The sequence below is a fragment of the Psychromonas sp. L1A2 genome (genome assembly GCF_009828855.1).
Taxonomy (GTDB): domain Bacteria; phylum Pseudomonadota; class Gammaproteobacteria; order Enterobacterales; family Psychromonadaceae; genus Psychromonas.
Window position 1 is genome coordinate 171,141 of record NZ_WUAG01000001.1, and the last position, 23,242, is coordinate 194,382.

The following is a 23,242-nucleotide window of genomic DNA, read 5'->3' on the forward strand; positions in this document are numbered from 1 at the left end:
CTTACTCCAAACGAATAAGAACGGTTTATTTGACAATTGAATCACTTTCTTCTCTACAGTACAAACCTAAAAGAATCACTCTTTGGTTATCAAAACAAGATTGCGATGAAGGTGAATTACCTTTGAGTATTAAAAGGTTAGTTAAAAGAGGATTGACAATTAGCTTTGTCGATGAAGATATTAAGTCTTATAAAAAATTATTTTATGAATATGAGGAAGTTAAAGATGATCCTAGTATTCAATACATTGTTACTGTAGATGATGATGTTTATTACCCATCTTGGCTAACAAAAAAATTAGCTGAATCAATGAGTGAAGGTGTTGTCACTTGTTTAAGAGCTAGGGATATCATTTTTTCAAATAACAGTGTTATGACATATTTATCTTGGCCTTGTATCAATGTTAATCAAAAAGCGTCATTCAAATCTATTGCGATCGGTGTGAGTGGTATTATGTACCCAAAAGAAGCATTATTTTCACTAGAACAGCAGAAAAATAAATTTCTAGAACTTTCTCCTTATGCGGATGATTTATGGTTTAAGTGTTTGACATTACATAATGGATTCTCGATCCAATATTTGAAATCAAATTTTGAGCATTTTCCTCCTGTATTATCAACTTCAATGAAGGGACTAGAATTACAAAATGTTGGAGATTCACTTAATGACAGACAATTTCAAAAGTGCATGAAATATTTTAATTTGAGTGAAGAAAGTTTTTTAGCCTTTAATGATAATAATAAAAATGGCTAGTTCAGATATCATTTCAATAATTATGCCTTCTTTTAATTCAGAAGCTGTAATCGCTGAAAGTATTAACTCTGTGTTGATTCAAACTTACAGTGATTTTGAATTGATTATTACAGACGATAATTCAACAGATAATACCATTGCTATAATCAGGCAATACCAAGGTAGTGATCGCCGTATTAAACTCTTTACCTTAGGTGAAAACTTAGGGGCAGGAAATGCACGTAATAACTCAATAAAACATGCTAAAGGGCGTTTTATTGCTTTCCTTGATGCTGATGATATATGGCTTCCTACTAAGTTAGAAAAACAAATTAAATTTATGCTTGATAATAGGTATACCCTTACTTATAGCGCTTATCAAAAGTTTGATCGTGATGGTGATTTAGGCATCATTAACCCTCCTTTAGAAGTGTCTTATAATCAGCTTTTGTATAGTAATGTTATTGGATGTTTGACTGCTATTTACGATACAAAATATATTGGGAAGCAATATATGCCTCTTATTAGAAAGCGTCAGGATATGGGGTTGTGGTTAACTATTCTAAAAATGGTCCCAAAAGCTTATTGCTTAAATGAAGTCTTAGCTAAGTATCGAGTCGATAGTGGTATGACGCAAGATAAGTTGCTTGTTTTAAAGTACCAATGGCAATTTTATCGTGAGGTTGTGGGATTAAATGTATTTAAAGCATTTAAGGTTTTTATCATATATGCAATCAAAGGTTATTTAAAAAGCTTTAAATAATCACTTCGCCCCAAACCCCGTAATCATCGTTTTAAGCGTTTTAAAGAAGATGTTTGCATCAAGCCAGAATGAAAGGTGTTTGATGTAGTAGAGGTCGTGTGCGAGCTTCTCACGGGTTGAATCTGTGTCTGCTGTATAACCTTGGACTGTTTGTGCCCAACCTGTAATGCCAGGTTTCACCATGTGGCGGTAGCCATAAAACGGAATCTCGGCTTCAAAGGCTTTTACAAATACCTCTTGCTCTGGTCTTGGCCCAATTAATGCCATTTCACCTTTTAGTACGTTAAAAAATTGTGGTATTTCATCGATGCGCGTTTGACGAATAAATCTGCCAATCCTCGTGACTCTTGCTCTTTCTTCGGTAGCAAATTTAGAGTCGGCTTTTGAGCAAGTTACTTCCATACTTCTTAGTTTATATATTTTAAATACTTTTCCGGCTTGGCCCACTCTATTTTGTGTATAAAAAATAGGGCCTTTGTTTTCTAATTTAATTGCAATGCTGACTATCATCAATAGTGGTAATAGTAGAGGTAAGCTCGCTATTATAAGGGTGGATTCTATTATCCGTTTTATTAAGCGGTAACTGGGATTGGTATTTAAAGCATTTAATGCACTTTCAGATAGGTGTGTATTGGGGACTTTACCTTCAATCATTTCTCTAATGGTTTCAGAGTGGTAAACAACGATATTATTGATACTACAGTCGGCAATAAACTTCTCTTGTTCAGGTGTTAATTGATTATGTAAATTGACGACCAAGCCTTGCTCAATTTGATTGAGGTGATAAGGCGCTGTAATCGTTTTTATTTCAATATGTTGATTCGTGCTCAGAGAAGAAAGTGAGAAATTATCAATGGCCTGTAATTTTAAAATAGCGGATTTACGGTTTAATAATGTGCTAAAGAATAACCAACACAAAACAATACTAAAACCATAAAGTAAAGTAGGGCGTGAATACTCAATGCGCAATAAAACAATGGCAATAATAGCAATGCTATAGGTTGATAATAGGACGGGTAAAATATATAAACTTTTATCAACTAACAGGTATTTAGTAATTCTTGGTAAGACAATAACCGTGCTTGAATACACTGCAATAGTGATCAGTAAGCTATTGTAAACAGTCGTGAATGAAAGTGGCATTAGGATATCGATAAAAGCATAAATCAATGCAACGCCAATACCATAAGAAATGTATTTGTTAGAGAGTAATTGTTTGATTTTATACATTTTTTGGTGCTACTCATGCAATGATGTAAAGAAACTAATTAATATTATTCTAGAATAACATTAATTAGTTAAGCTTGTGTTATTTGCCAATACTAAGATTTTTTGAATTTTAAAATCATAAATTATGTTGGTAATATTGGTAAAAAGTCAGTACTTTAGACACATATTTTTGTGTTTCAGGATACGGAGGAATTTGCCTTTTGTATTTTCTTACTGCACCTTCCCCTGCATTATAAGCCGCTGCCGCTAGTTCTCTGGTCTTAAATTCTTTTAATAATATTTTTAAATATAAAGCACCTGCATAGATGTTTTGTATCGGATCAAATGAATCGGTAACTGAAAAACGTTTAGCGGTTTCAGGCATCAGTTGCATTAATCCTTGTGCTCCAGCGGAAGATACTGCTTTGCTTTGATAAGCAGATTCTGCGGTAATGATGGCATGTAAAAAAGCCGGATCCAGTTGGTTCTTTTCTGCCGCTTTTATAATAATAGGATGGTATTTTCTTTGTAGTGTTTTATTTCGAGGAATTGAAATATTAGTATAGCTTTTCGCTTTCCAATTTCTAAAACTATGCGGTTTTTTGTTAGTATCACTGCGTAATAATAACGTGTAATTTTTATCTTCCTTTCGTTCAGAAAAATGTTTATTTCCTTTCTTATCGATATACATATAAATATCGGCGGTAGCTATTAAAGGAATGCCACTTAAACATAACAATGTAAAAGAAAAAATCGAGCGTAGCATAGATGGAAATATATTATAGAACCCCATCATTGATCCTTGTTATTGCTATCTGCAGCGCTGTTATTTATTGTTTTTTCCGCTGTTGAGGTAGCTTCAGAAGTTATTTCTTTCGGCTTATCCGCATTTCTTAAGCCTTTGTCACCAGGGAATAAGTAACGTGCATAATTGAGTACTTTAACCGCTTGCTCTGGTTGATTATTATGTTTATAAGCTAGGTACAATAGATGATAAAAGAAAGGTTTCGGTGTGTTATAAACAGTTTGTTCTAATGCTAATGTTACTTGCTTAAGTTCTTCTGTATTCCCCGTATTCATCGCACTTGTTAGTCTGAAATTATATAAATGAAACGAAATGTTATTGTCGAATACCAACGGATTAACAATACTAAGAAGTTCTCGAATATCTGGTGTTCTACTTCGTTCGAAATGGGTCATTGTGTGGATAGTAAATAAATTAGTGATCATAAAAATGGCAGTGAATAACGGAATTAAAGTACCTGCAATACGTAAAAAGAACGTTGGCGTAAAGCGCTTCTCACTGACTTTTTGTGATTCTGAATCAACATAAAATACCAGTACCATTAACACTAACCAATGCAGTGCTGAGTGATACAAAGGGTATTCTGTTTGAGTATGTAGCCCTATAGGAATGACCAAGGCTAATAACGCCAATGCTTTTGGCCATTTGAAGGAACTTAATCGATGGAAAAAGGTGAGCACTAATAGCAACATACCTAATATCGGTGCTATTCCACCTTCAATTGCCCAAAAGATAAGGTCGTTATGAGGGTGTGTTAATACTTGTGAAAACTTTTTCAACTCGCCTTTTTCAACGCGTTCTGCATGCGTTGTTAAATACGCTTTTTCAAAACCGCCGTAACCATAACCGAACAATGGTTTTGCTTTTATCATGTGCCAACCATGTTGGTACATTTCGATGCGGGCACCGCCTTCCTTCATTGCTTCGACGTTACGGGCACCTAACGCATCGCCTTTCATTGAAGCAAAACCGATACCTAATAAAACGGCTAACCCGAATAACATAAAGCGCTTTTTATTACTTTGCCAAGCCCAAGGCGTTAGTAATAATAAGCCAATTAAGGCACCGAGGTAGCCAGTGCGAGACATGGCAACACTAATCACCCAGATATTGAGCATAGCGGTGAGCAATAACCAGCCTTGTAGCTTTTTATTGTTTACTTGCTGTAATAAGTAACCACTTAATATCAAGGTGGTTGCCATAAAGCTAGCTAATACATTGGGCTGTTGGAATATACCGTAAGGACGACCATAACCGACGTTATAGCCAAAATAGTTGCTTGCTGGTAACAAGTAGTCTTGCATTAAGCTGTAACAGGCTTGAATAAATCCCGCCAATACAATCAATAACAGAAGCTTTTCAATCTGCTGACGAGTAAAGCTAAATTGTTGCAAGCTCAAAAAGAGCAGAATACCGGCAAAAAGACCTAATAAACGCGTGTAGCTTTGATCTGCAAACTCATTATTAGGGTAAAAAAGAGGGACAAAAAATAATCCTAATGCGATGAATATGATCGCCGTATATTTTGAATAAATAATTTTTTGCTGTGCTGTTATTCTCCATAAACCTAAACCAATCAATAGAGAGAAAAATACCCAAACAACATTATTAACCGCTATTTGTAAGCCACTACCACCTTGATTATGTTGGAAGTAGTGCGCGCCTAACCCCATTAACAGTGCAAAACTAATAAAGAAGGCACGTGTTAGCTTTTGTTGTAAGTCCATTTATCTCTCATACTTTTAAATTTTATTGATTATCTTTTTTATGATTAAACAGTTGTTACAATTTACTGTTCTTTTTACTGTTTTTTTCTAAAATCGGCTTTAAGAATTGTCCAGTATAACTACCTTTTACTTTTATTACCTCTTCTGGAGTGCCAGTCGCGATGATCTCTCCACCACCATTACCACCTTCGGGACCTAGATCAATGATCCAGTCAGCTGTTTTAATCACATCTAAGTTATGCTCAATAATGACTAACGTATTGCCTTTATCACGTAACGTATGGATGACTTTTAATAACTGAGCAATATCATGGAAATGAAGCCCTGTCGTCGGTTCATCTAAGATATACAATGTTTTACCCGTATCTCTTTTAGATAACTCTTTTGCTAGTTTTACACGTTGTGCTTCACCACCTGACAGTGTTGTTGCCGCTTGACCTAAACGAATATAAGAAAGACCAACATCCATTAAGGTTTGTAATTTTCTGGCTATAACAGGTACGGGTTCGAAGAATTTAAAGGCGTCTTCTACGGTCATATCTAATGTTTCGTGAATATTTTTACCTTTGTATTTGACCGATAAGGTTTCACGGTTATAGCGTTGACCTTTACACACGTCACATGGGACATAAACATCAGGTAAAAAATGCATTTCAACTTTGATCATGCCATCACCTTGGCAAGCTTCACAACGTCCACCTTTAACATTAAAGCTGAAACGACCTGGTTTATAACCACGAGACCGTGACTCAGGTGTCGCTGCAAATAGCTCACGTATTGGCGTGAAAATCCCAGTATAGGTTGCTGGGTTTGAACGCGGTGTTCTACCAATTGGACTTTGGTTAATATCAACGACTTTGTCTAACTGTGATAAACCAGAGATACTCTTATGCGCTAATGCTTCTGCTGTACTGGCTTTGTTGAGTTTAGTTTGCGCCAATGGAAATAAGGTATCGTTAATTAACGTTGATTTACCTGAGCCTGACACACCAGTAACACAGGTTAATACACCCAATGGCAAGTCTAAATTGACTGATTTTAAGTTATTTGCACTGGCTGCTTTTAATTTGACCCAGTTACCTGTTAATGGCGTACGTTGAGCTGGAATACTTATTTCTTTACGGCCACTCAAGTAGTCTGCTGTTAGCGAGTTTTTAGATTTTAGTATTTTTTGGTAGTTACCTTCGGCAATGATCTCGCCCCCGTGAATACCTGCGCCGGGGCCAATATCAATAATATGATCTGCTTGACGAATGGCGTCTTCGTCGTGCTCTACAACAATAACGGTATTACCTAGGTCACGTAAATGCGTTAACGTTTTCAATAAGCGTTCGTTATCACGTTGATGCAAACCGATTGAAGGTTCATCTAAAACATACATAACGCCCATTAAACCCGCACCGATCTGACTCGCTAAACGAATACGTTGTGCTTCACCGCCAGATAATGTTTCTGCACTACGTTCTAAGCTTAGATAATTCAAACCCACATTAACTAAAAAACTAAGTCGCTCTAAAATTTCTTTTAGTATTTTTTCGGCTATTTTGGCTTTTTGTCCAACTAATTTAATCTCTTTGAAAAATTGTTCTGCATCTGAAATAGATAATTCAGAAACATAAGCAAGATTAACGTCATTAATGAACACATTGCGAGACGATTCTTTTAAACGTGAACCACCACAGCTAGAACAAGATTGACGATTCATGTATTTACTTAGGTATTCACGCATCGCAGGTGATTCTGTTTCTTTATAGCGGCGTGCGCGATTAGGGATAACACCTTCAAATGCATGTAAACGAGAAACTTGGTCACCTTTATCATTACTGTAAGTAAAAGATATTTTTTCTGAGCCTGTCCCATTTAAAACGTACTGTTGGTATTTTTTAGCTAAGGATTTAAATGGTTTAGTCAGTGAAAAATCGTAATGTGCGGCTACGGCTCTTAATATTTGATAGTAATAATTTGATTTACTACTCCAACCTTCGATCGCCCCGTCGGCTAAACTTAGCGAGTTATCGGTTACAACACGTGCTTCATCGAAATATTGTTCTACGCCTAAGCCATCACAGGTTTCACAAGCACCAGCAGGGCTGTTGAAAGAAAATATACGCGGTTCTAATTCTGAAATACTATAGCCACAGTGTGGGCAAGAGAAATTCGCTGAAAATAATTGCTCTGGTTGACTATCATCCATATAAGCTAAAATAGCAGAACCGTTACTCAGATCTAACGTCGTTTCTACCGACTCCGCAAGGCGTTGTTTTAAGTCATCACGCACTTTAAATCGGTCAACCACGACTTCGATATTGTGTTTTTTATGAAGCTCTAGCTTTGGTGGATCGCTTAAGTCACAAATATCCCCGTCAATTCGTGCTCGTAAAAAACCTTGTGCGGCTAAGCTTTCGAATGTTTTAACATGCTCACCTTTACGGCCTTTCACAATCGGAGCAAGTAACATCATTTTACTACCTTCCGGACTATCTAAGATAGAGTCGACCATTTGGCTGACGGTTTGAGCATGTAATGTGACACCGTGCGTTGGGCAGCGAGGATCTCCGATACGGGCAAATAATAATCGTAAATAATCAGATATTTCGGTAATCGTGCCAACGGTTGAGCGTGGATTATGAGATGTTGATTTTTGTTCGATAGAAATAGCGGGAGAAAGCCCCTCTATATGTTCAACATCAGGTTTCTCCATTAATGATAAAAATTGACGAGCATAAGCTGATAATGATTCAACATAACGGCGTTGACCTTCAGCGTATAAAGTATCAAATGCTAATGAAGACTTTCCTGAACCAGAAAGGCCTGTGATCACGACTAATTTATCACGTGGGATCGTTAAGCTAATATTTTTTAAGTTATGTGTTTTTGCACCGCGTATTTCAATATTGTTCATTATTTCTCACTCATTAATACATTCGAATATAAGTATTCTAGTGGTCTGAAAGCATTCTTTATAATAATCATGCAGTTGTAAAACATAGTACACTGTAAATTATTACAGTGGTAGTGCCTGTTAAATCCTATGAACTCTATTTCTACATAAATAATTTTTCCGCTAAAAATCTGTCTTAGCGAGGTATTTTATTTTACATACTTTGGAGTAGCTAACGAAGAGGCTATATTAGTGTTAGTTATAAGTTTTGAGCGACACTTTATCAATAATACGTTCATTTATTTAATATCGATCATATTGGCAAAGTCGATATCAGTGTCTTTTATATCAGGCAAATATTTCAATGATGATTTGAGCTCTCAATAAGTGGTAAAGAATAAAACTCAAAGACAGTATCCATTTTTACGAAAATACTTTTAAAAATAGGAGTATCGTAAGGTTCGGCGGTTAATAATAGAGTGAAAAAATACCTATGGTGAACCATATATTTTTAATCATCATTTTAAAGATGTTTTAATGTATAAACTGATCTTTAAAATACAGTGTTAAAGCTCGACTTTATTATTCTGACAGTAACAGGACTGCATTTTTGCCACCATCATTCATTCCATTATCAACATAGCTATCTACATCATCAGGCAATAGTGTTGATTGAATACCTGTTTCAGAGGTCACTTGATAAATAAATTGAAAGCCTTGGCGATCTTCAGATGAGATATTTTCTGCTACTTTAAATTTACCATTTTTAAATTTTTTAAATTCAATAGGCTGCCATTGGTTATGCTCAGATAATAAATTAATGCTTGTTGCATCATTTGCTATTTCTTTACTAACTTCAAAGGTTACTTTAACCATTGGTTTATTTTTTAAAAATTGCTTTTTAATGCTCATGTTAGATCCTCAAAAAATATTATTTCGTATTCAATCTACTGCAAACGCTGTACAAATTCTAGTCAGATAATCATTGAAACTTAATTTAAATTAAATTGTTGGTTAATAATTTCCTGAGTGAATACTTTTTTCAGGTAAAAACCACGAGGGCGTACTTTAATGAGTTCACCATTTTCACCGTAGGCATCGGTAACCACTTGACCGTTTGCTGCCTTAGGACGGAGTTGAAGTACTTGTCCATCACGTGCACTAATCTGTTCTATTTTTCCTAGTGCGATTTTTTCCATTAATTCATCCCAATCTTGTTGCATTAATTGCTCTTGCTGAGAAGAAGCCGTCCATAAGAAGCCATTACCAACAAGTCGGTCAGAAAGGGGGATTGTTCGCTCGCCTTGTACAGGTAACCACAACACTTTACTTAATTTATTACGTATATTGCTGTTCTGCCAGGTTAAGTGCGTTGTATGTAATATAGGCGTACTACACACAAAAGTGGTTTCTAATACCTTACCTTTGCTATCAATGGGAATCGTTTTTAATTCAATCCCTAAATGTTTAAAGTCTTGTTCAGGTTTGCTACCTGCTGTCGCCCCTAAGTGCCACTCAATAAGTTGTCCAACCCATCCTTTATTCTTTCGCAAGTTTTCCGGCGTTTCGATATTTGCGATATCAGCAAGTTCCGATAAAGAATAACCTGCAATGGCTTCACAATATTCTAATAACTGAGCTTCAGATTGTGGTGTAGCCTGCATGGTTACTTCCTTTAATCGATAATAATAAATAGATGCTTTTATTGTACGCACTTTTCTTATTTGAGGTTATTCATAGTTGTAAAATGAACTTACACAGAGTTATGCACAATTTTAGTGGATAAGTGAATAGATCGTAAGATCTTAATGTTCATTTTTAAAAAGGCATGTAAATATCTTGAAAATTGGTTTTTATGTTTATTTTTTAAACAAAAAGTGTCGTTGAAATTGACAATGACTATTTTTTAAACGCAGAAGATATTCACATTCGATTGTGAATTAAAAACACTGGATCTAATCACAGGGTCAAAAGAAATTTTATTATATTTTAAGTTCAACTTACTGTTTTTTAATGTGATAATCATAGTATAAATAACCGAATAAAGATCTTGTAGTTTGTGTTGTTTCTTTATTTTCTTATTTATGCTTAATTGTGCACATAGTTATGCACAGATTTAGTGGATATATTTTATCAGCAATTTTCTGTAAACGTGATGTAAGTACTATCGTTTAACCTTTTTATAGTTTATCGGTTTGATGGTAAAGGGGTTCTGTGAAAGAATGCATTAATAATTATAATTCCATCTATTCTATTTTTTCGTCTATTTACTTGTGTATAAATAGGAATAGATCTTAACCTGACTAAGGTTTTTAATGATTGATGCTGACGGCTATCGTTCCAATGTAGGTATCATTATTTGTAATAAAAATGGTCAAGTTTTATGGGCTAAACGCTTCGGTCAACATTCATGGCAATTTCCACAGGGTGGAATTAAAGAAGGTGAAACGCCTGAAAAAGCGATGTACCGTGAATTGTATGAAGAAGTAGGTCTAAAACCTGAACATGTAAAAGTAGTTGCGAGTAGCCGTCAATGGTTACGATATAAATTACCTAAACGTCTAGTGCGTTGGGAGTCTCCCGCACCTATTTGTATTGGCCAAAAACAACGCTGGTTTTTATTACAATTGATCGCAGAAGAAGAGCAAATTGGGTTTGAGACTTGTGGACATCCTGAGTTTGATGATTGGCGCTGGGTAACTTATTGGTATCCAGTACGGCAAGTGGTGTCATTTAAACGTGATGTATATAGAAGAGCATTGGCTGAATTTTGTCATGCTGCTTTTTCATTAATGCATAAATCAGATAAAAAAAGAAATAAACGGCCTCGTCGAGGTTCTTTCAAATAATAAGTACTGTCTTCCCTCATTAATAGGAGTGTTTTATGTTCAGCCAACTTCGTCAGATTGTAGAACAATTCGGTGAGGCCAGTACACTTTCTGATGCTATGAATTTATTGGTAGAACAAACTAAAAGCACAATGATCTTAGATTGTTGTTCTATTTTTGTGACCAATAAAGAAACTAAAAAATTATCACTGATGGCCAGTGAGGGTTTAGATAACCAAGTGGTCGGTGCAACACACTTCAATCTTGACGAAGGTATTGTTGGGTTGGTTTATCAAAAAGGTGAACCAATTAATTTAGCAAACGTGTCTGAACACCCTCGGTTCAAATACCTTCCTTCTAGCAATGAAGAACAATTTAAATCATTTTTAGGTGTACCGATTATTCACAAGCGTGAGGTACTCGGTGTACTCGTCGCACAACAAAGATTACCTCGTTTATTCAATGAGCTTGAAGAATCATTTCTGGTTACGCTAGCGGTGCATTTAGGCAGTGTATTAGGTGGAACCTTATTAGATCTTCCTGATGAAAAAGCGCCCAAAAAACATTCACTTCATTTACAAGGTAGTCCAGCGAGTTCGGGAATTTCTATTAACAAGGCGCATGTTTTACAAGCTCACCTTTTATTGAGCGATGTTGGCATTGAATTAAGTGATAAACCTAATAGTGAAATGGAGTCGTTTACTAATGCTGTTCAAGCATGTGCCGATGAGTTTTCTAAAGTTTCAATAACGCTGAAAGAACAAGTATCTAAAGATGCCTTTATGTTATTCGATGTGTATGGGCACTTGTTAAAAGATAAAGCGCTACTGTCTGCTATTGAACTGCAAATTAGAGAAGATAAATTAACTGCCAAGAGTGCGGTAAAACGTGTTGCTGAAAGGTATATCGAACAGTTCGAAAGCATGAGTGACCCATATTTAAGAGAACGTGCTGTTGAAATTCGCGATGTAGGCCAACGTCTTTTATACCATCTCTCAAATCGTGATGATGAAAAACATGACTTTCCTGATGAGATTATCTTAGTAGCAGAAGAAGTGACTATTTCGATGCTGGCGATGATTCCGCCAGATAAATTAAAAGGGATAGTGTCGGTACGTGGCGGTTTAAGCTCTCACGTGGCGATCTTGTCTCGTGCTCTTGGGATCCCTGCTGTATTAGGCGTTCCTTTAAGATTAAAAAATATAGCGCATAAAAATATCATCATCAATGGCTATGCGGGTACGATCATTATTGAGCCTGAAGCTTCTCTGATTGCGGAATATCAAATTCTGCTTGATGAAGAAAATGAGATGAAGGCGTTAGTTGAATTAGAAGCAAATCAAGCAGCCATCACTAAAGATGGTTGTGAAATTGAAGTGTTACTCAATACCGGCTTAAATACGACGCCTGATGTTTTTAAAGAACAGAACTTCTCTGGTATTGGTTTATACCGTAGTGAATTACCTTTTATGCTCAACAGTGCTTTTCCGACCGAGCAAGAACAGGTGAGTGCTTATCAGCATTTATTGGAAGAATATAAAGACTTGCCCGTTACCATGCGAACATTGGATATTGGTGGTGATAAACAGTTAAGTTATTTTCCTATTACTGAAGAAAATCCATTTTTAGGGTGGCGAGGCATTCGTTTAACCTTAGATCACCCAGAGATTTTTCTAGTTCAAATACGAGCTATGTTACGTGCCAATATTAACACGCAGAATCTACGTATTATGCTGCCTATGGTGGGATCTGTTGGTGAGGTTGAAGAGTCTAAACGATTAATTGTTCAAGCATGGCAAGAGATTTGTTGGGAGCAACATATCACAGAAGAGCAATTTCCATTGCCCGATATTGGTGTCATGATTGAGGTGCCTTCTGCTATTTTTATTATTGATCAGTTAGCACCGCTGGTGGACTTTCTGTCAATTGGTACCAATGACTTAACACAATATTTATTAGCGGTAGATCGTAACAACAGTCGTGTAGCTGACCTATTTGATAGTTATCATCCTGCTGTATTACAAGCGATGCGTTTAATATTGGAACAGAGTAAAAAGAATAATATTGAAGTGAGTATTTGTGGCGAGTTAGCAGGTGATCCTATCGGTTTACTCATGCTGTTAGGGCTTGGTTACCGTAAGCTAAGCATGAATGCATTTAATATTAATAAAGTTAAATATTTACTTAATAAAGTTACCATCCCTGAGTTAGAGGCTTGTACTCAAATTGCGTTAAAAGGGCATGATGGGGCATTTATAAAGCAAACCTTTATTAATTACTTAGATGAAAAAGGCTTAGGTGGGTTTGTACGAGCAGGTAAGAAATAAGTTTAGTTATACCAATCACACTAATTAACTGATTAACATCTCTGATTTTTTCGTTGTAAATTTCGTAAAGGGAATAACCATTAAAGCATTAACATTTTTGGGTTCATTCTCCGACAGACGATTAACGGAATTAATCTTCGAAAGGCTTAATTTACGCCTTGAGTTGAACTGTTTTTCCGGCGCAAAATTTAGATCACTTATTTAATGTAATCAGTATTATTATGAATTGGGATTAACTTTATTGCCAAGTCTTTCATCTATAAAAAAACCGATCATTTGATCGGTTTTTATATTTTAAAGTTAACGATTAATTCGTTTAGCTTTTAGCTGCTAACTCTTTTGCTTCTTCAGCACGACAAGCCGCAGTGGTAAAGATAACATCAGTTGAGCTATTTAATGCTGTTTCAGCTGAATCTTGTACAACACCGATAATGAAGCCAATCGCAACAACTTGCATTGCTATTTCATTCGGCACACCAAATAAGCTACATGCTAGTGGAATCAATAGTAGTGAACCACCTGCTACACCAGATGCTCCACAAGCTGATACCGCTGCAACAACACTTAATAAAATAGCCGTTAAAATATCAAACTCAATTCCTAAGGTATGAACAGCTGCTAATGTTAATACTGTAATCGTAATTGCCGCACCCGCCATATTGATGGTTGCACCCAGTGGGATAGAAACTGAGTAAGTATCTTCATGTAAATCTAATTTTTCACATAATGCCATGTTCACTGGGATGTTAGCTGCAGAGCTACGAGTGAAGAAAGCGGTAACACCTGACTCACGTAGACATTGGAATATTAACGGGTAAGGGTTCGAACCTAGCTTAATATAAACAATGATTGGATTAACAACCAATGCAATAAATAACATTGAACCAACTAACACTGCTAATAAGTGAGAGTAGCCAATTAATGAATCAAAGCCCGTTTCTGCAAACGTCGTTGCGACTAAACCGAAAATACCGATCGGTGCTAATCGAATCACTAGTTGTACTATTTTAGAAACGCCATGTGATAGGTCATGTAACATATTCTTAGTCGATTCATTTGCATGTCGAAGGGCTAAGCCTAAACCGACAGCCCACGCTAAAATACCAATGAAGTTACCTGTCACTAATGCATTGACTGGGTTATCTACAATTTTAAATAACAGTGTATTTAATACTTCTAAAATACCTTCAGGTGGGGATGCAACGATATCAGTCGTTATTAATACAAGTTCTGTTGGGAAAACGTAACTAAATAGAACGGCAGTAATAGAAGCTAATAAAGTACCGATTAAATATAAATGAATAACAGGTTTAAGATTGGTATGCGCACCTTTACTTTGGTTTGCTATTGATGATGCTACTAATATAAAAACAAGAATGGGTGCAACTGCTTTTAAAGCGCTAACAAAAAATCCACCAAGAAATGAAACTGATGTAGCTGTGCTTGGAGAGATAGTTGCAAGACAAACGCCTGCAATAATACCAATAACAATTTGTAAAACTAAGCTACCGTTCATCATTCGTTGAATAAGGGTGGGGTTTGAACTCATAAATATGTCCTATCTTTTTTATTATTAACAGTGCTGATAAATGGTCTTACTGACACTGTGATTAATGATTTAACGCTTAGTAGAAGCAAACGCTATTTTGGTATGGTGACTACAAGGTGATTGTAATAACTAATCTCATATAAGAATTAATACAGATCATAATTTGGCGCAGAAAATAGCATAATTAATCATAAATTAATTCAGTAATTGTTATTTTTTAATATTAAACAAAAAAGTGTTAGAAAAGAGCATTTAATTTGATTGTTTATTTGGAATTTAAAATATAAAAATTTTAATCCTTAAGCCGTATTTAAATATATGTGTAAATTACGTTATGATACCGCCATTAACATCATCAATTAGAGTAAAATATGTCCTCATCTCCTTATGTATTACCCCAGATTGACCCGATTGCGATTAGCCTCGGCCCTATAGATATTCGCTGGTATGGATTAATGTACCTTGTTGGTTTTGCTTGTGCATTTTGGATGGCAAACCGTGCTTGTGATAAATCTAATGGAGTATGGACTCGCGAACAAGCAAGTGACCTTTTGTTTGCAGGGTTTATGGGGGTGATTTTAGGTGGACGTATTGGCTACGTATTCTTTTATCAATTCCCAACTTTCATCGATAACCCAATGTACTTATTTAGAATATGGGAAGGTGGCATGTCATTCCATGGCGGCGTGTTAGGGGTGCTGACTGCTATCATTATTTATGCAAAACGTCACCAACGCTCTATCTTATCGGTAGGTGATTTTATTGTGCCATTATTACCAGTTGGTTTAGGAGCTGGACGTATTGGTAACTTTATTAACTCTGAATTATGGGGAAGAGTAACTGATTCTCCATTCGGCGTTATTTTTCACAATGCAGGTCCGCTTCCTCGCCATCCTTCACAGTTATATGAGTTTGCATTAGAAGGTGTGGTGTTATTTATTATCTTAATCTTGTTTATCCGTAAACCTAAACCGGCTGGTTCAGTGGCTGGTTTATTCTTACTCGGTTACGGTACATTCCGATTTATTATTGAATTTGCTCGTGAACCAGATGCACAGTTAGGCTTACTGACATTTAATATGAGTATGGGACAAATTCTATCGTTGCCAATGATCATCATTGGATCTGCTTTAATGTTTTATGCTTATAAGAATAACCCTGTTCAAGCAGTACCAAGCAAAGCAAAAAATAATAAAGGTAAGAAATAATGAAACAGTATTTACAGTTATGCCAACGCATTATTGATGAAGGTACTTGGATTGAAAATGAACGTACTGGTAAACGTTGCTTAACGGTTATCAATGCCGATTTAGAATACGATGTAGGCAATAATCAATTTCCGATGATCACAACACGTAAAAGCTTTTATAAATCGGCGATTGCTGAATTTTTAGGTTATATCCGTGGTTACGATAATGCTGCAGACTTCCGTGCGTTAGGGACAAAAACATGGGATGCCAATGCTAACTTAAATGAAGTTTGGTTGAACAGTGCACATCGTAAGAGCGAAGATGATATGGGGCGTGTTTACGGCGTTCAAGGTCGTTCTTGGATGAAGCCTGATGGCACCACCTTGGATCAATTAAAAAAGATTGTTGATAACTTAAAAAATGGCATCGATGATCGCGCAGAAATACTGACATTTTACAATCCAGGTGAGTTTGAGTTAGGTTGTTTGCGTCCTTGTATGCATACTCATACGTTTTCTCTATTGGGTGATACATTGCACCTGACTAGTTATCAAAGGTCGTGCGATGTCCCGTTAGGACTGAATTTTAACCAAGTTCAAGTATTTGCTTTCTTGGCATTAATGGCACAGATAACAGGTAAAAAAGCAGGTAAGGCATACCATAAAATTGTTAATGCCCATATCTATGAAGATCAATTAGAGTTGATGCAAAATGTACAGCTGAAACGTGAACCTTTCGCCTCACCACAATTAAAAATTAATCCTAAAATTACTTCACTAGAAGATTTAGAAACATGGGTAACAATGGATGATTTTGAAGTCGTTGGTTACCAATGCCATGATCCAATTAAGTACCCATTTTCGGTCTAAATTTCATACTTTTATTGTGCTTAATGAGCAAAAAAGTCCCACTGATATACTTTATCAGTGGGACTTTTTTATAAGCTAAAAGGAGTGATATTTACCAGTAAACGTCAAGTTGTAGACAATCTCGTTCTTTTTATAACTGACTGATTTTTATGTTTAAAAGTTATTTTATGTAGCAGTTTAAGGTGCCTTAAGAAGTTAACTCGTAATAATTAATCGTCTAAAAAATCAAGTCTTTTTAAAGATAAATATAGTTGTTTGATTTTTAATGAAAAAATAGCTTATTGTATCCAGTAAGCTACCTATATAGATTTTAATTAATCTTCTGCTAAGCTATTAAATACTTGTTCTTTAGCGTCATACCAAGCTTTAGTTGCTTCTGGGTCTTTCATTAATGCTTGAACTTTTTGCATTGCCTCTAGGTGCCCTTCATCTTGTTGCATAAACATTTCCATTGCATGCAATTTACTTTGTTCTACTAATTCTTCAAACGTGTTTGCTTGAAAAGATTGCTCGCATGCACCACCAAGTTGTTTACATGACATCGTTTTCATTATAATCCCTTATTTGGTAATAATACCAAAAGAATTAATAAGGTGATCATTCTTGCTGGTTAAAATCATCCCTAACTGCGTTGTGAGTTTTGAAGTGAGAACAACTATCTCCTACAACTCACGCCTTATTAGTGTTAATTTTTTCTGCGCAATCTCTGATCATTTATTTAATTCCATTGGTATAACAGGTAATTTTAGTGGTACCTATCTTATTATTTTATTCAATATGTGAACAAATATTGTACTACAACCTGTAGCCCAACAAAAATGATCATTGTTCTTATGACTTTTTGGCTCTTAATGTGATTGGGTATTGGTTCACATATAATACAAAAGAACACTATTATTTATCTATATAAATCACAGAAGATAAAGTGACCTCATTGATCGTATATCAAACCCACTTTATTTGTATTACTATTAAATTATTATAATAAAAGTAAGGGTCCTTATGCAGAACGCATTTGTAGAAATCGCTGGAGTAAAACGTAGTTTACATGTGCAAGTTGCACGTGAGATTGCTCGTAAAATACTTTCAGGGGAAGTCGCTCAGAATGAAATAATTCCTGGTGAAATGACGCTATGTGAGCAGTTTAAGGTTAGCAGAACTTCATTAAGAGAAGCAATTAAGCTACTGACATCAAAAGGCTTATTAGAATCAAAGCCAAAAGTTGGAACACGCGTTACTGATCGCGAAAATTGGAATTTTTTAGATTCTCAGTTATTAGATTGGTTAATTGATATTGGTGATAATAATGCTGTTTACCGAGATTTCCTCTCTCTACGTAATGCATTAGAGCCTGAAGCTGCAGCATTAGCTGCTGAAAATGCTACTGCACAACAACGTATTTTATTATCCGCGACTTTTCAGAAAATGGACGATATCTCTAAGAACTTTGATCTTGAAAGCTGGACTGAAGCCGATATGGAGTTTCATCGTTTAATTTTCTTATCTACAGGTAACAGCTTCTATTTACCTTTTGCTAATGTCTTGTGCACTATGTTTAAAAGCTTTATTACACATTCATCGGTTAGAGGCAGTACTTGTATCAATGAACATAGGGCTATTTACTCAGCCATTATGGCTGGCGACTCAGTTAAAGCGCGACAAGCAAATGTTGATTTGTTGAATAAGAGTAAGCGTCGTTTACCAAGCAGTGATTAATAGTCACGCTTAACTTTTCGATGTTGTCAGGCAAATAAAACTGAGCTGTATTAATGATGTTGAAAGGTGTTTAAGGAAATAGCCTTAAACCTTACATTTAATTCAAATTAATAATGACGTTGTAATACATTTTTGGTCTTTTTACGGCTGTATTTATAGTAAATGCTATTGCATTTTATTGTATTACAAATAATTGAGCATATTATATTGCTGTACTTACGTTAATGAATATTAATTTGATATTTGTATAAGTAAGCCCTGTATTCTGCTCTATTGTAAAACCAGATAATCGTTAAAGTCGTACTCGCTCTGAAAGGTACATTCAATATTGAAGTCTTCATTATTGAATCACTTATATTCGGTTTGTTGATGTCTAGACTAAGGTTAATATAGTAGCCATCCTCTAGTAATGGAGAATGGCTTTTTTACATTAAATGGCTCTATTTTAAAGGATTATTTATGCCTCAAACATTAATTCCCAATATTCATGATTTCATATCGAAAATCGATCCTTTTGATAAGTTACCACAAGATCTACAACGCAAAATAGCCTGCTGTATTAAAATTTCTTACTTAGCTAAAGGTGAGCAAGTTCATTTTGGTGGAGAGCACGAATTACGTTATCTATATGTGATTCGAACTGGCTCGATGGAACAACGAAAACATAATGGCATGCTGCGAGCGAAGCTAGGCGCTGAAGATTTATTTGGTTTTACTTTCCTTGATGAACACAAAGAATCGCAAGAAGACTACAGCGCAATCGCAATAGAAAACACTTTATTATACTTAGTTCCTCATTCAGATTTGTTGAATCTCTTAGATGAATATCCAGACTTTGCAGAGCATTTTGCCAGTAATGTACAAGTACGTTTGCATTCGGCATTAGATGTTGTGTGGTCAGACAGTGAAAAAGGGGTGTTTGTTAAAAAAGTATCCGAAGTATCGAGTGATAAAATTGTAGTAGTTGACTCAAGTACTCCCATTAGAAAAGTAGCTGAAGAGATCATGGCGGTTTGTTCTCCGACTGCCGTTATTACTGAAAATGGAAAAATTGTTGGTTTGGTAACTGACCGCGATATGACCAAGCGTGTGATCGTGGCTGGGTTAGATTATAACCGACCAGTAAAAGAGATCATGACACCTAATCCATTGACGGTAGGACCTAATGATTTAGTGTTAAAAGCGTCATCTATTATGATGCAAAATAACGTGCGTAGTTTACCGGTTGTTGAAGGTAATAATGTTCTAGGGGTATTAACAACAACTCACTTAGTACGTAACAATAGAATTCAAGCTGTTTTTTTAATTGAAAAAATTAAATATGCAAACACAGTTGCCGACCTCACTAAGTTAACGCCAGAGCGCCAAGCGATATTTGAGGCATTAGTAGAAGGCAAAGTAAGTGGTGACATCATTGGCCATGTAATGACCATGATAATGGATGCCTATAATCGTAAACTATTGCAAATGGCTGAAGGACATTTTGGCAAGCCACCTTGTGAGTTTGCTTGGATTGTTGCTGGATCTCATGCTCGAAATGAAGTGCATATGTTATCGGACCAAGATAACGCGATTATCTTAGCTGATACTGCAACTGCAGCAGATCGCATTTACTTCCAAGGTCTCGCTATGTGGGTATGTAATTCCCTAGATGCCTGTGCTTATCCATTATGTAGCGGTAAGTTTATGGCCGTTAATCCAAAATGGTGTATGCCTCTAAAAGTATGGAAAGCCTCTTATAGTAAATGGGTAGCAAATCCTGAATATGAAAGTTTATTAAATGTTACGGTATTTTTAGAGACGCGTTGGTTATACGGCAATGAAAGCTTTAATAAAGAACTTCAAGCTCATTTATTTTCCAGTATAAAAGATTCACATGTATTTTTATCTTCTATGGTACGAGATTCTGTCTCGGTTAACCCTCCATTGGGCATTTTTAACTCTCTTGTATTGGAAAAAAGTGGTGAGAACTCTAAAACACTGAATATTAAGAAGTTTGCTATTAATTTATTGGTTGATTTAGCACGTATTTATGGTTTGTCATCGGGATCAGAGAAAGCAGAAACCATGGCGCGTTTCAATCATGCTTATGAAAATAATTTATTAAGTGAAGAGATGCTGAAAAACGTACAAGGATCGTTTCAATTCCTAACGCAAGTGCGTTTATCTCATCAACTAAGTGCATTAAAAGAAGGAAAAGTGCCAGATAATAATATCATTCCAGATACCTTCGGCAGCTTTGAAAGAAAGCATTTAAAAGATGCATTTAGAATTATTGCTGATCTACAGGAATATACAAAGTTGAAGTTTGATCGTCAGTAATCAATTATTTGAGTAAAAGAGAGAATGTATGCGTGCAATTTTCAACCATTTCCATCCATTAAATAAATTAAAGCGCGAACGTGAACGGTATTTAGCTAACCATGACGTACCTGATAAGATAAAAACGTTATTATCGACTCCTTTACCAAGTTTAGACGATGATATATTTTCCTTGGATTATTTGTCAGTAGATTTTGAAACCTCTGGTTTTGACCCTAAAAATGACTCGTTATTGAGTGTTGGTTATTTACCTTTAATAAATCAACAGTTGTTACTCAGTGAAGCAGTAGAAACATTGATTCAATCAGCTGAAAATATAAAAGCTGAAACGGCTGTTATAAACCATATCGTTCCTGAAATGCTTGAACAGGGTAAGCCATGGGCTGAAGTCATGGATACCTTATTAGCTGAAGCGGTAGGTAAAGTACTTATTGTGCATGGCAGTGTAGTTGAGAAACGTTTTTTGAATCATTACATTGCTAAGCAATATAAATTACCTCCTCTGCCTTTATTGTGGGTTGATACCTTGCAGATGGAAAAGTCATTACATATGTATAAAGATGATTCTGCAACAGATGACTTTCGTTTAGGCTCTATTAGAGCGCGTCATAACCTCCCTGAATACTCCGCTCATGGTGCTTTGGTTGATTCTTTAGCGACAGGTGAACTTTATTTAGCATTACTTAAAATACACTTTGAAGGAACAGATTCGAGCGTACGCTACATGAAGTTTGATTATACAAGAGCGCTATAAGCACTTATCACTGTTTCCGTTATTTCTCTTTAAAAAGCCTCTCAATAATGAAACTATTGAGAGGCTTTTGACGTCTTTGTAAACAATTCTTTACCTACATTTAGCAATTACAACAAATCCTCTTATAAAGTAATACAAATGAATTTTTTAGTATAAAATTCAATCATATTTTTAATATTGATAAAGTATATTTTTTTAATTATTTATAATTGATAGGTATAGTTGATAGGTTGTTAAATTTATTTAGTAAATTAGATTTAATTGATATCAAAGGTAAGGTTGAGTCATAGGCTAGAGGGAGATCGATATATTATTATTGGTATTAACAACAAACCAAGTTTTCTTATGTACGTATTTTTGTTATACCAATGGAATTAAATAAGTGATCAGAGATTACGCAGGAAAAATTAACACTAATAAGGCGTGAGTTGTAGGAGATAGTTGTTCTCACTTCAAAACTCACAACGCAGTTAGTGGGGATTTTAACCAGCAAGAATGATCACCTTATTAATTATTTTGGTATTAAACACATTTTAGAGTGAATTATAGGTGAAAAAAAACCACTTAGTTTCCTAAGCGGCTTTTATGATTAGACTCAATTAATCATTTTAAGGTTTAGAATTTGTATTTAATACCAGCACGGTAACGTGCTTGTCTTGAGCTTGTTTTTGAGCTTTCATCAACAGTCCAGATCTCCGCAAATGGACGCCAGTCACCAAATTGGTAGCCGACAACGATACCTGCATCATATTCCCAATCTTTGTTATTAAATTGTCTTACTTTATCCCATGATTTTATGTAGTTTGCTTCATAACTTAGTTTAAGGTTAGGAAGGGAATCAATTTTATAAGCACCTGTTAATGTTACTTTAGATTTAGTTGGTCGATTTATTGTCTTGCCTGTTTCAACATTGGTATCGCCATCAGTTGGATCTGAGTAGTTTGCAAACTCATGACGGTAACGTAATGCAGTTATTAAACCAAAGTCTGATTTATAAACAACACGAAGTTGAGGTTTGTAGGTGATTTTACGGTCTGTAAGGGCTATCGGCATGCCTGGTTTGATTTGCCATTTACCTATTTTATACGTTAAACCTAAATCTAACTCTGTCTCTGTAAGTGTTATTTCACTAAGTGTTTTTGTTCTATCAGTGCTCTCAAATTTCATTTCCATGCCAATGTTGGCTTTCAAATTATCAACGCTTTCTATCTTGAAACCTGTACCTAATTTAACTCGACTTTTTTCTCTATGATCATTCGCTCTCCACTCATGACGGAAGTCAATTTGTGCAGCAGAAGCAGCACTTGCTAATACGGTTGTTGCAACGGCAAAAATTAATTTGTTTTGTAATTTCATTTTTATCATCCAATTTGACTTTAATTTTACGTTTTGATTTTATTGCTGTATATATTAGGGTGTTGTGTTCACTTTTAAACAATCAATCTTCCCTATGACAAGCATTAAAACCGAAAGACTTTTTATGCCACACCTGATTTATATTGGCATTTCATAATACAAATAGAATACATAATTATTGCGGTTTTGTTCTGTGAGTTCGCTCTAACTTTTTT

Annotated in this window: 18 protein-coding genes; 9 read left to right on the top strand and 9 right to left on the bottom strand. The window is 35.5% G+C overall.

All coding sequences use genetic code 11. From position 1 onward, the window contains the following. The first annotated feature begins 29 nt into the window (after nt 1-29). Together GQR59_RS00705 and GQR59_RS00710 are read left to right on the top strand one after the other, a co-directional pair. Nucleotides 30-752, top strand: a complete 723-nt coding sequence (locus GQR59_RS00705) for a hypothetical protein (RefSeq protein WP_160060259.1) — start codon at nt 30-32, stop codon at nt 750-752. Continuing rightward, nucleotides 745-1,494 carry a glycosyltransferase family 2 protein gene (locus tag GQR59_RS00710; RefSeq protein WP_160060260.1) on the top strand — a complete coding sequence of 250 codons (750 nt, stop codon included), beginning with the start codon at nt 745-747 and terminating at the stop codon, nt 1,492-1,494. Before GQR59_RS00705 ends, GQR59_RS00710 begins: the two co-directional genes overlap by 8 nt. Here GQR59_RS00710 and GQR59_RS00715 read toward each other — a convergent pair whose 3' ends face one another. From GQR59_RS00715 to mutH, 6 genes are all read right to left on the bottom strand, one after another. Next, on the bottom strand, nt 1,495-2,724 hold the full coding sequence (locus GQR59_RS00715; protein WP_236546614.1) for a sugar transferase: 1,230 nt from the start codon (nt 2,722-2,724) through the stop codon (nt 1,495-1,497). A 115-nt stretch (nt 2,725-2,839) separates the two neighbouring features. Further along, entirely contained in the window at nt 2,840-3,496 is a 657-nt protein-coding gene (locus GQR59_RS00720) for a transglycosylase SLT domain-containing protein (protein WP_236546615.1), read from the bottom strand. Next, the gene (locus tag GQR59_RS00725; protein ID WP_160060261.1) at nt 3,496-5,235 is read right to left on the bottom strand and encodes a PglL family O-oligosaccharyltransferase; all 1,740 of its coding nucleotides are present in this window, start codon (nt 5,233-5,235) and stop codon (nt 3,496-3,498) included. The genes GQR59_RS00720 and GQR59_RS00725 overlap by 1 nt, the downstream gene beginning before the upstream one ends. Nucleotides 5,236-5,290: 55 nt before the next feature. Next, nucleotides 5,291-8,137, bottom strand: coding sequence for an excinuclease ABC subunit UvrA (gene uvrA / locus GQR59_RS00730; protein WP_160060262.1), 2,847 nt, complete (start codon nt 8,135-8,137; stop codon nt 5,291-5,293). Between the two features lie 561 nt (nt 8,138-8,698). After that, complete coding sequence (locus tag GQR59_RS00735) at nt 8,699-9,028, bottom strand: hypothetical protein (protein WP_160060263.1); 330 nt, start codon at nt 9,026-9,028, stop codon at nt 8,699-8,701. An 80-nt stretch (nt 9,029-9,108) separates the two neighbouring features. After that, nucleotides 9,109-9,780, bottom strand: a complete 672-nt coding sequence (mutH, locus tag GQR59_RS00740) for a DNA mismatch repair endonuclease MutH (protein WP_160060264.1) — start codon at nt 9,778-9,780, stop codon at nt 9,109-9,111. Between the two features lie 651 nt (nt 9,781-10,431). Here mutH and rppH point away from each other — a divergent pair. Next, nucleotides 10,432-10,965, top strand: coding sequence for an RNA pyrophosphohydrolase (gene rppH / locus GQR59_RS00745; RefSeq protein ID WP_160060265.1), 534 nt, complete (start codon nt 10,432-10,434; stop codon nt 10,963-10,965). Between the two features lie 35 nt (nt 10,966-11,000). Further along, entirely contained in the window at nt 11,001-13,271 is a 2,271-nt protein-coding gene (gene ptsP / locus GQR59_RS00750; protein ID WP_160060266.1) for a phosphoenolpyruvate--protein phosphotransferase, read from the top strand. 316 nt (nt 13,272-13,587) lie between these two features. Here ptsP and sstT read toward each other — a convergent pair whose 3' ends face one another. After that, the gene (gene sstT / locus GQR59_RS00755; RefSeq protein WP_160060267.1) at nt 13,588-14,820 is read right to left on the bottom strand and encodes a serine/threonine transporter SstT; all 1,233 of its coding nucleotides are present in this window, start codon (nt 14,818-14,820) and stop codon (nt 13,588-13,590) included. A gap of 371 nt (nt 14,821-15,191) precedes the next feature. Between sstT and lgt the strand changes: the two genes are divergently transcribed. Together lgt and GQR59_RS00765 are read left to right on the top strand one after the other, a co-directional pair. Further along, entirely contained in the window at nt 15,192-16,028 is an 837-nt protein-coding gene (gene lgt, locus GQR59_RS00760; protein WP_160060268.1) for a prolipoprotein diacylglyceryl transferase, read from the top strand. Beyond that, the gene (locus GQR59_RS00765; RefSeq protein ID WP_160060269.1) at nt 16,028-16,879 is read left to right on the top strand and encodes a thymidylate synthase; all 852 of its coding nucleotides are present in this window, start codon (nt 16,028-16,030) and stop codon (nt 16,877-16,879) included. Before lgt ends, GQR59_RS00765 begins: the two co-directional genes overlap by 1 nt. 314 nt (nt 16,880-17,193) lie before the next feature. Here GQR59_RS00765 and GQR59_RS00770 read toward each other — a convergent pair whose 3' ends face one another. Further along, nucleotides 17,194-17,430, bottom strand: a complete 237-nt coding sequence (locus GQR59_RS00770) for a DUF1059 domain-containing protein (RefSeq protein WP_160060270.1) — start codon at nt 17,428-17,430, stop codon at nt 17,194-17,196. Between the two features lie 451 nt (nt 17,431-17,881). Here GQR59_RS00770 and GQR59_RS00775 point away from each other — a divergent pair, with 451 nt between their 5' ends. The 3 genes from GQR59_RS00775 (at nt 17,882) to GQR59_RS00785 (ending at nt 21,671) form a co-directional block, all read left to right on the top strand. Beyond that, nucleotides 17,882-18,595 (top strand): FadR/GntR family transcriptional regulator, encoded by a 714-nt coding sequence (locus GQR59_RS00775; RefSeq protein WP_160060271.1) that lies wholly within the window; start codon nt 17,882-17,884, stop codon nt 18,593-18,595. A gap of 459 nt (nt 18,596-19,054) precedes the next feature. Beyond that, on the top strand, nt 19,055-20,917 hold the full coding sequence (locus GQR59_RS00780; RefSeq protein WP_160060272.1) for a putative nucleotidyltransferase substrate binding domain-containing protein: 1,863 nt from the start codon (nt 19,055-19,057) through the stop codon (nt 20,915-20,917). Nucleotides 20,918-20,945: 28 nt separating this feature from the next. Next, the gene (locus GQR59_RS00785) at nt 20,946-21,671 is read left to right on the top strand and encodes a 3'-5' exonuclease (protein ID WP_160060273.1); all 726 of its coding nucleotides are present in this window, start codon (nt 20,946-20,948) and stop codon (nt 21,669-21,671) included. Between the two features lie 615 nt (nt 21,672-22,286). Here GQR59_RS00785 and GQR59_RS00790 read toward each other — a convergent pair. Continuing rightward, nucleotides 22,287-23,027, bottom strand: a complete 741-nt coding sequence (locus tag GQR59_RS00790) for an oligogalacturonate-specific porin KdgM family protein (protein ID WP_160060274.1) — start codon at nt 23,025-23,027, stop codon at nt 22,287-22,289. Between the last annotated feature and the right edge of the window lie 215 nt (nt 23,028-23,242).

Coding starts and splice junctions, on each gene's coding strand:
- GQR59_RS00735 (WP_160060263.1), bottom strand. CDS start 9,028: ATGAGCATTAAAAAGCAATTTTTAAAAAATAAACCAATGGTTAAAGTA.
- uvrA (WP_160060262.1), bottom strand. CDS start 8,137: ATGAACAATATTGAAATACGCGGTGCAAAAACACATAACTTAAAAAAT.
- GQR59_RS00790 (WP_160060274.1), bottom strand. CDS start 23,027: ATGAAATTACAAAACAAATTAATTTTTGCCGTTGCAACAACCGTATTA.
- GQR59_RS00715 (WP_236546614.1), bottom strand. CDS start 2,724: ATGTATAAAATCAAACAATTACTCTCTAACAAATACATTTCTTATGGT.
- GQR59_RS00770 (WP_160060270.1), bottom strand. CDS start 17,430: ATGAAAACGATGTCATGTAAACAACTTGGTGGTGCATGCGAGCAATCT.
- ptsP (WP_160060266.1), top strand. CDS start 11,001: ATGTTCAGCCAACTTCGTCAGATTGTAGAACAATTCGGTGAGGCCAGT.
- rppH (WP_160060265.1), top strand. CDS start 10,432: ATGATTGATGCTGACGGCTATCGTTCCAATGTAGGTATCATTATTTGT.
- GQR59_RS00725 (WP_160060261.1), bottom strand. CDS start 5,235: ATGGACTTACAACAAAAGCTAACACGTGCCTTCTTTATTAGTTTTGCA.
- GQR59_RS00765 (WP_160060269.1), top strand. CDS start 16,028: ATGAAACAGTATTTACAGTTATGCCAACGCATTATTGATGAAGGTACT.
- mutH (WP_160060264.1), bottom strand. CDS start 9,780: ATGCAGGCTACACCACAATCTGAAGCTCAGTTATTAGAATATTGTGAA.
- GQR59_RS00780 (WP_160060272.1), top strand. CDS start 19,055: ATGCCTCAAACATTAATTCCCAATATTCATGATTTCATATCGAAAATC.
- sstT (WP_160060267.1), bottom strand. CDS start 14,820: ATGAGTTCAAACCCCACCCTTATTCAACGAATGATGAACGGTAGCTTA.
- GQR59_RS00720 (WP_236546615.1), bottom strand. CDS start 3,496: ATGGGGTTCTATAATATATTTCCATCTATGCTACGCTCGATTTTTTCT.
- lgt (WP_160060268.1), top strand. CDS start 15,192: ATGTCCTCATCTCCTTATGTATTACCCCAGATTGACCCGATTGCGATT.
- GQR59_RS00710 (WP_160060260.1), top strand. CDS start 745: ATGGCTAGTTCAGATATCATTTCAATAATTATGCCTTCTTTTAATTCA.
- GQR59_RS00775 (WP_160060271.1), top strand. CDS start 17,882: ATGCAGAACGCATTTGTAGAAATCGCTGGAGTAAAACGTAGTTTACAT.
- GQR59_RS00785 (WP_160060273.1), top strand. CDS start 20,946: ATGCGTGCAATTTTCAACCATTTCCATCCATTAAATAAATTAAAGCGC.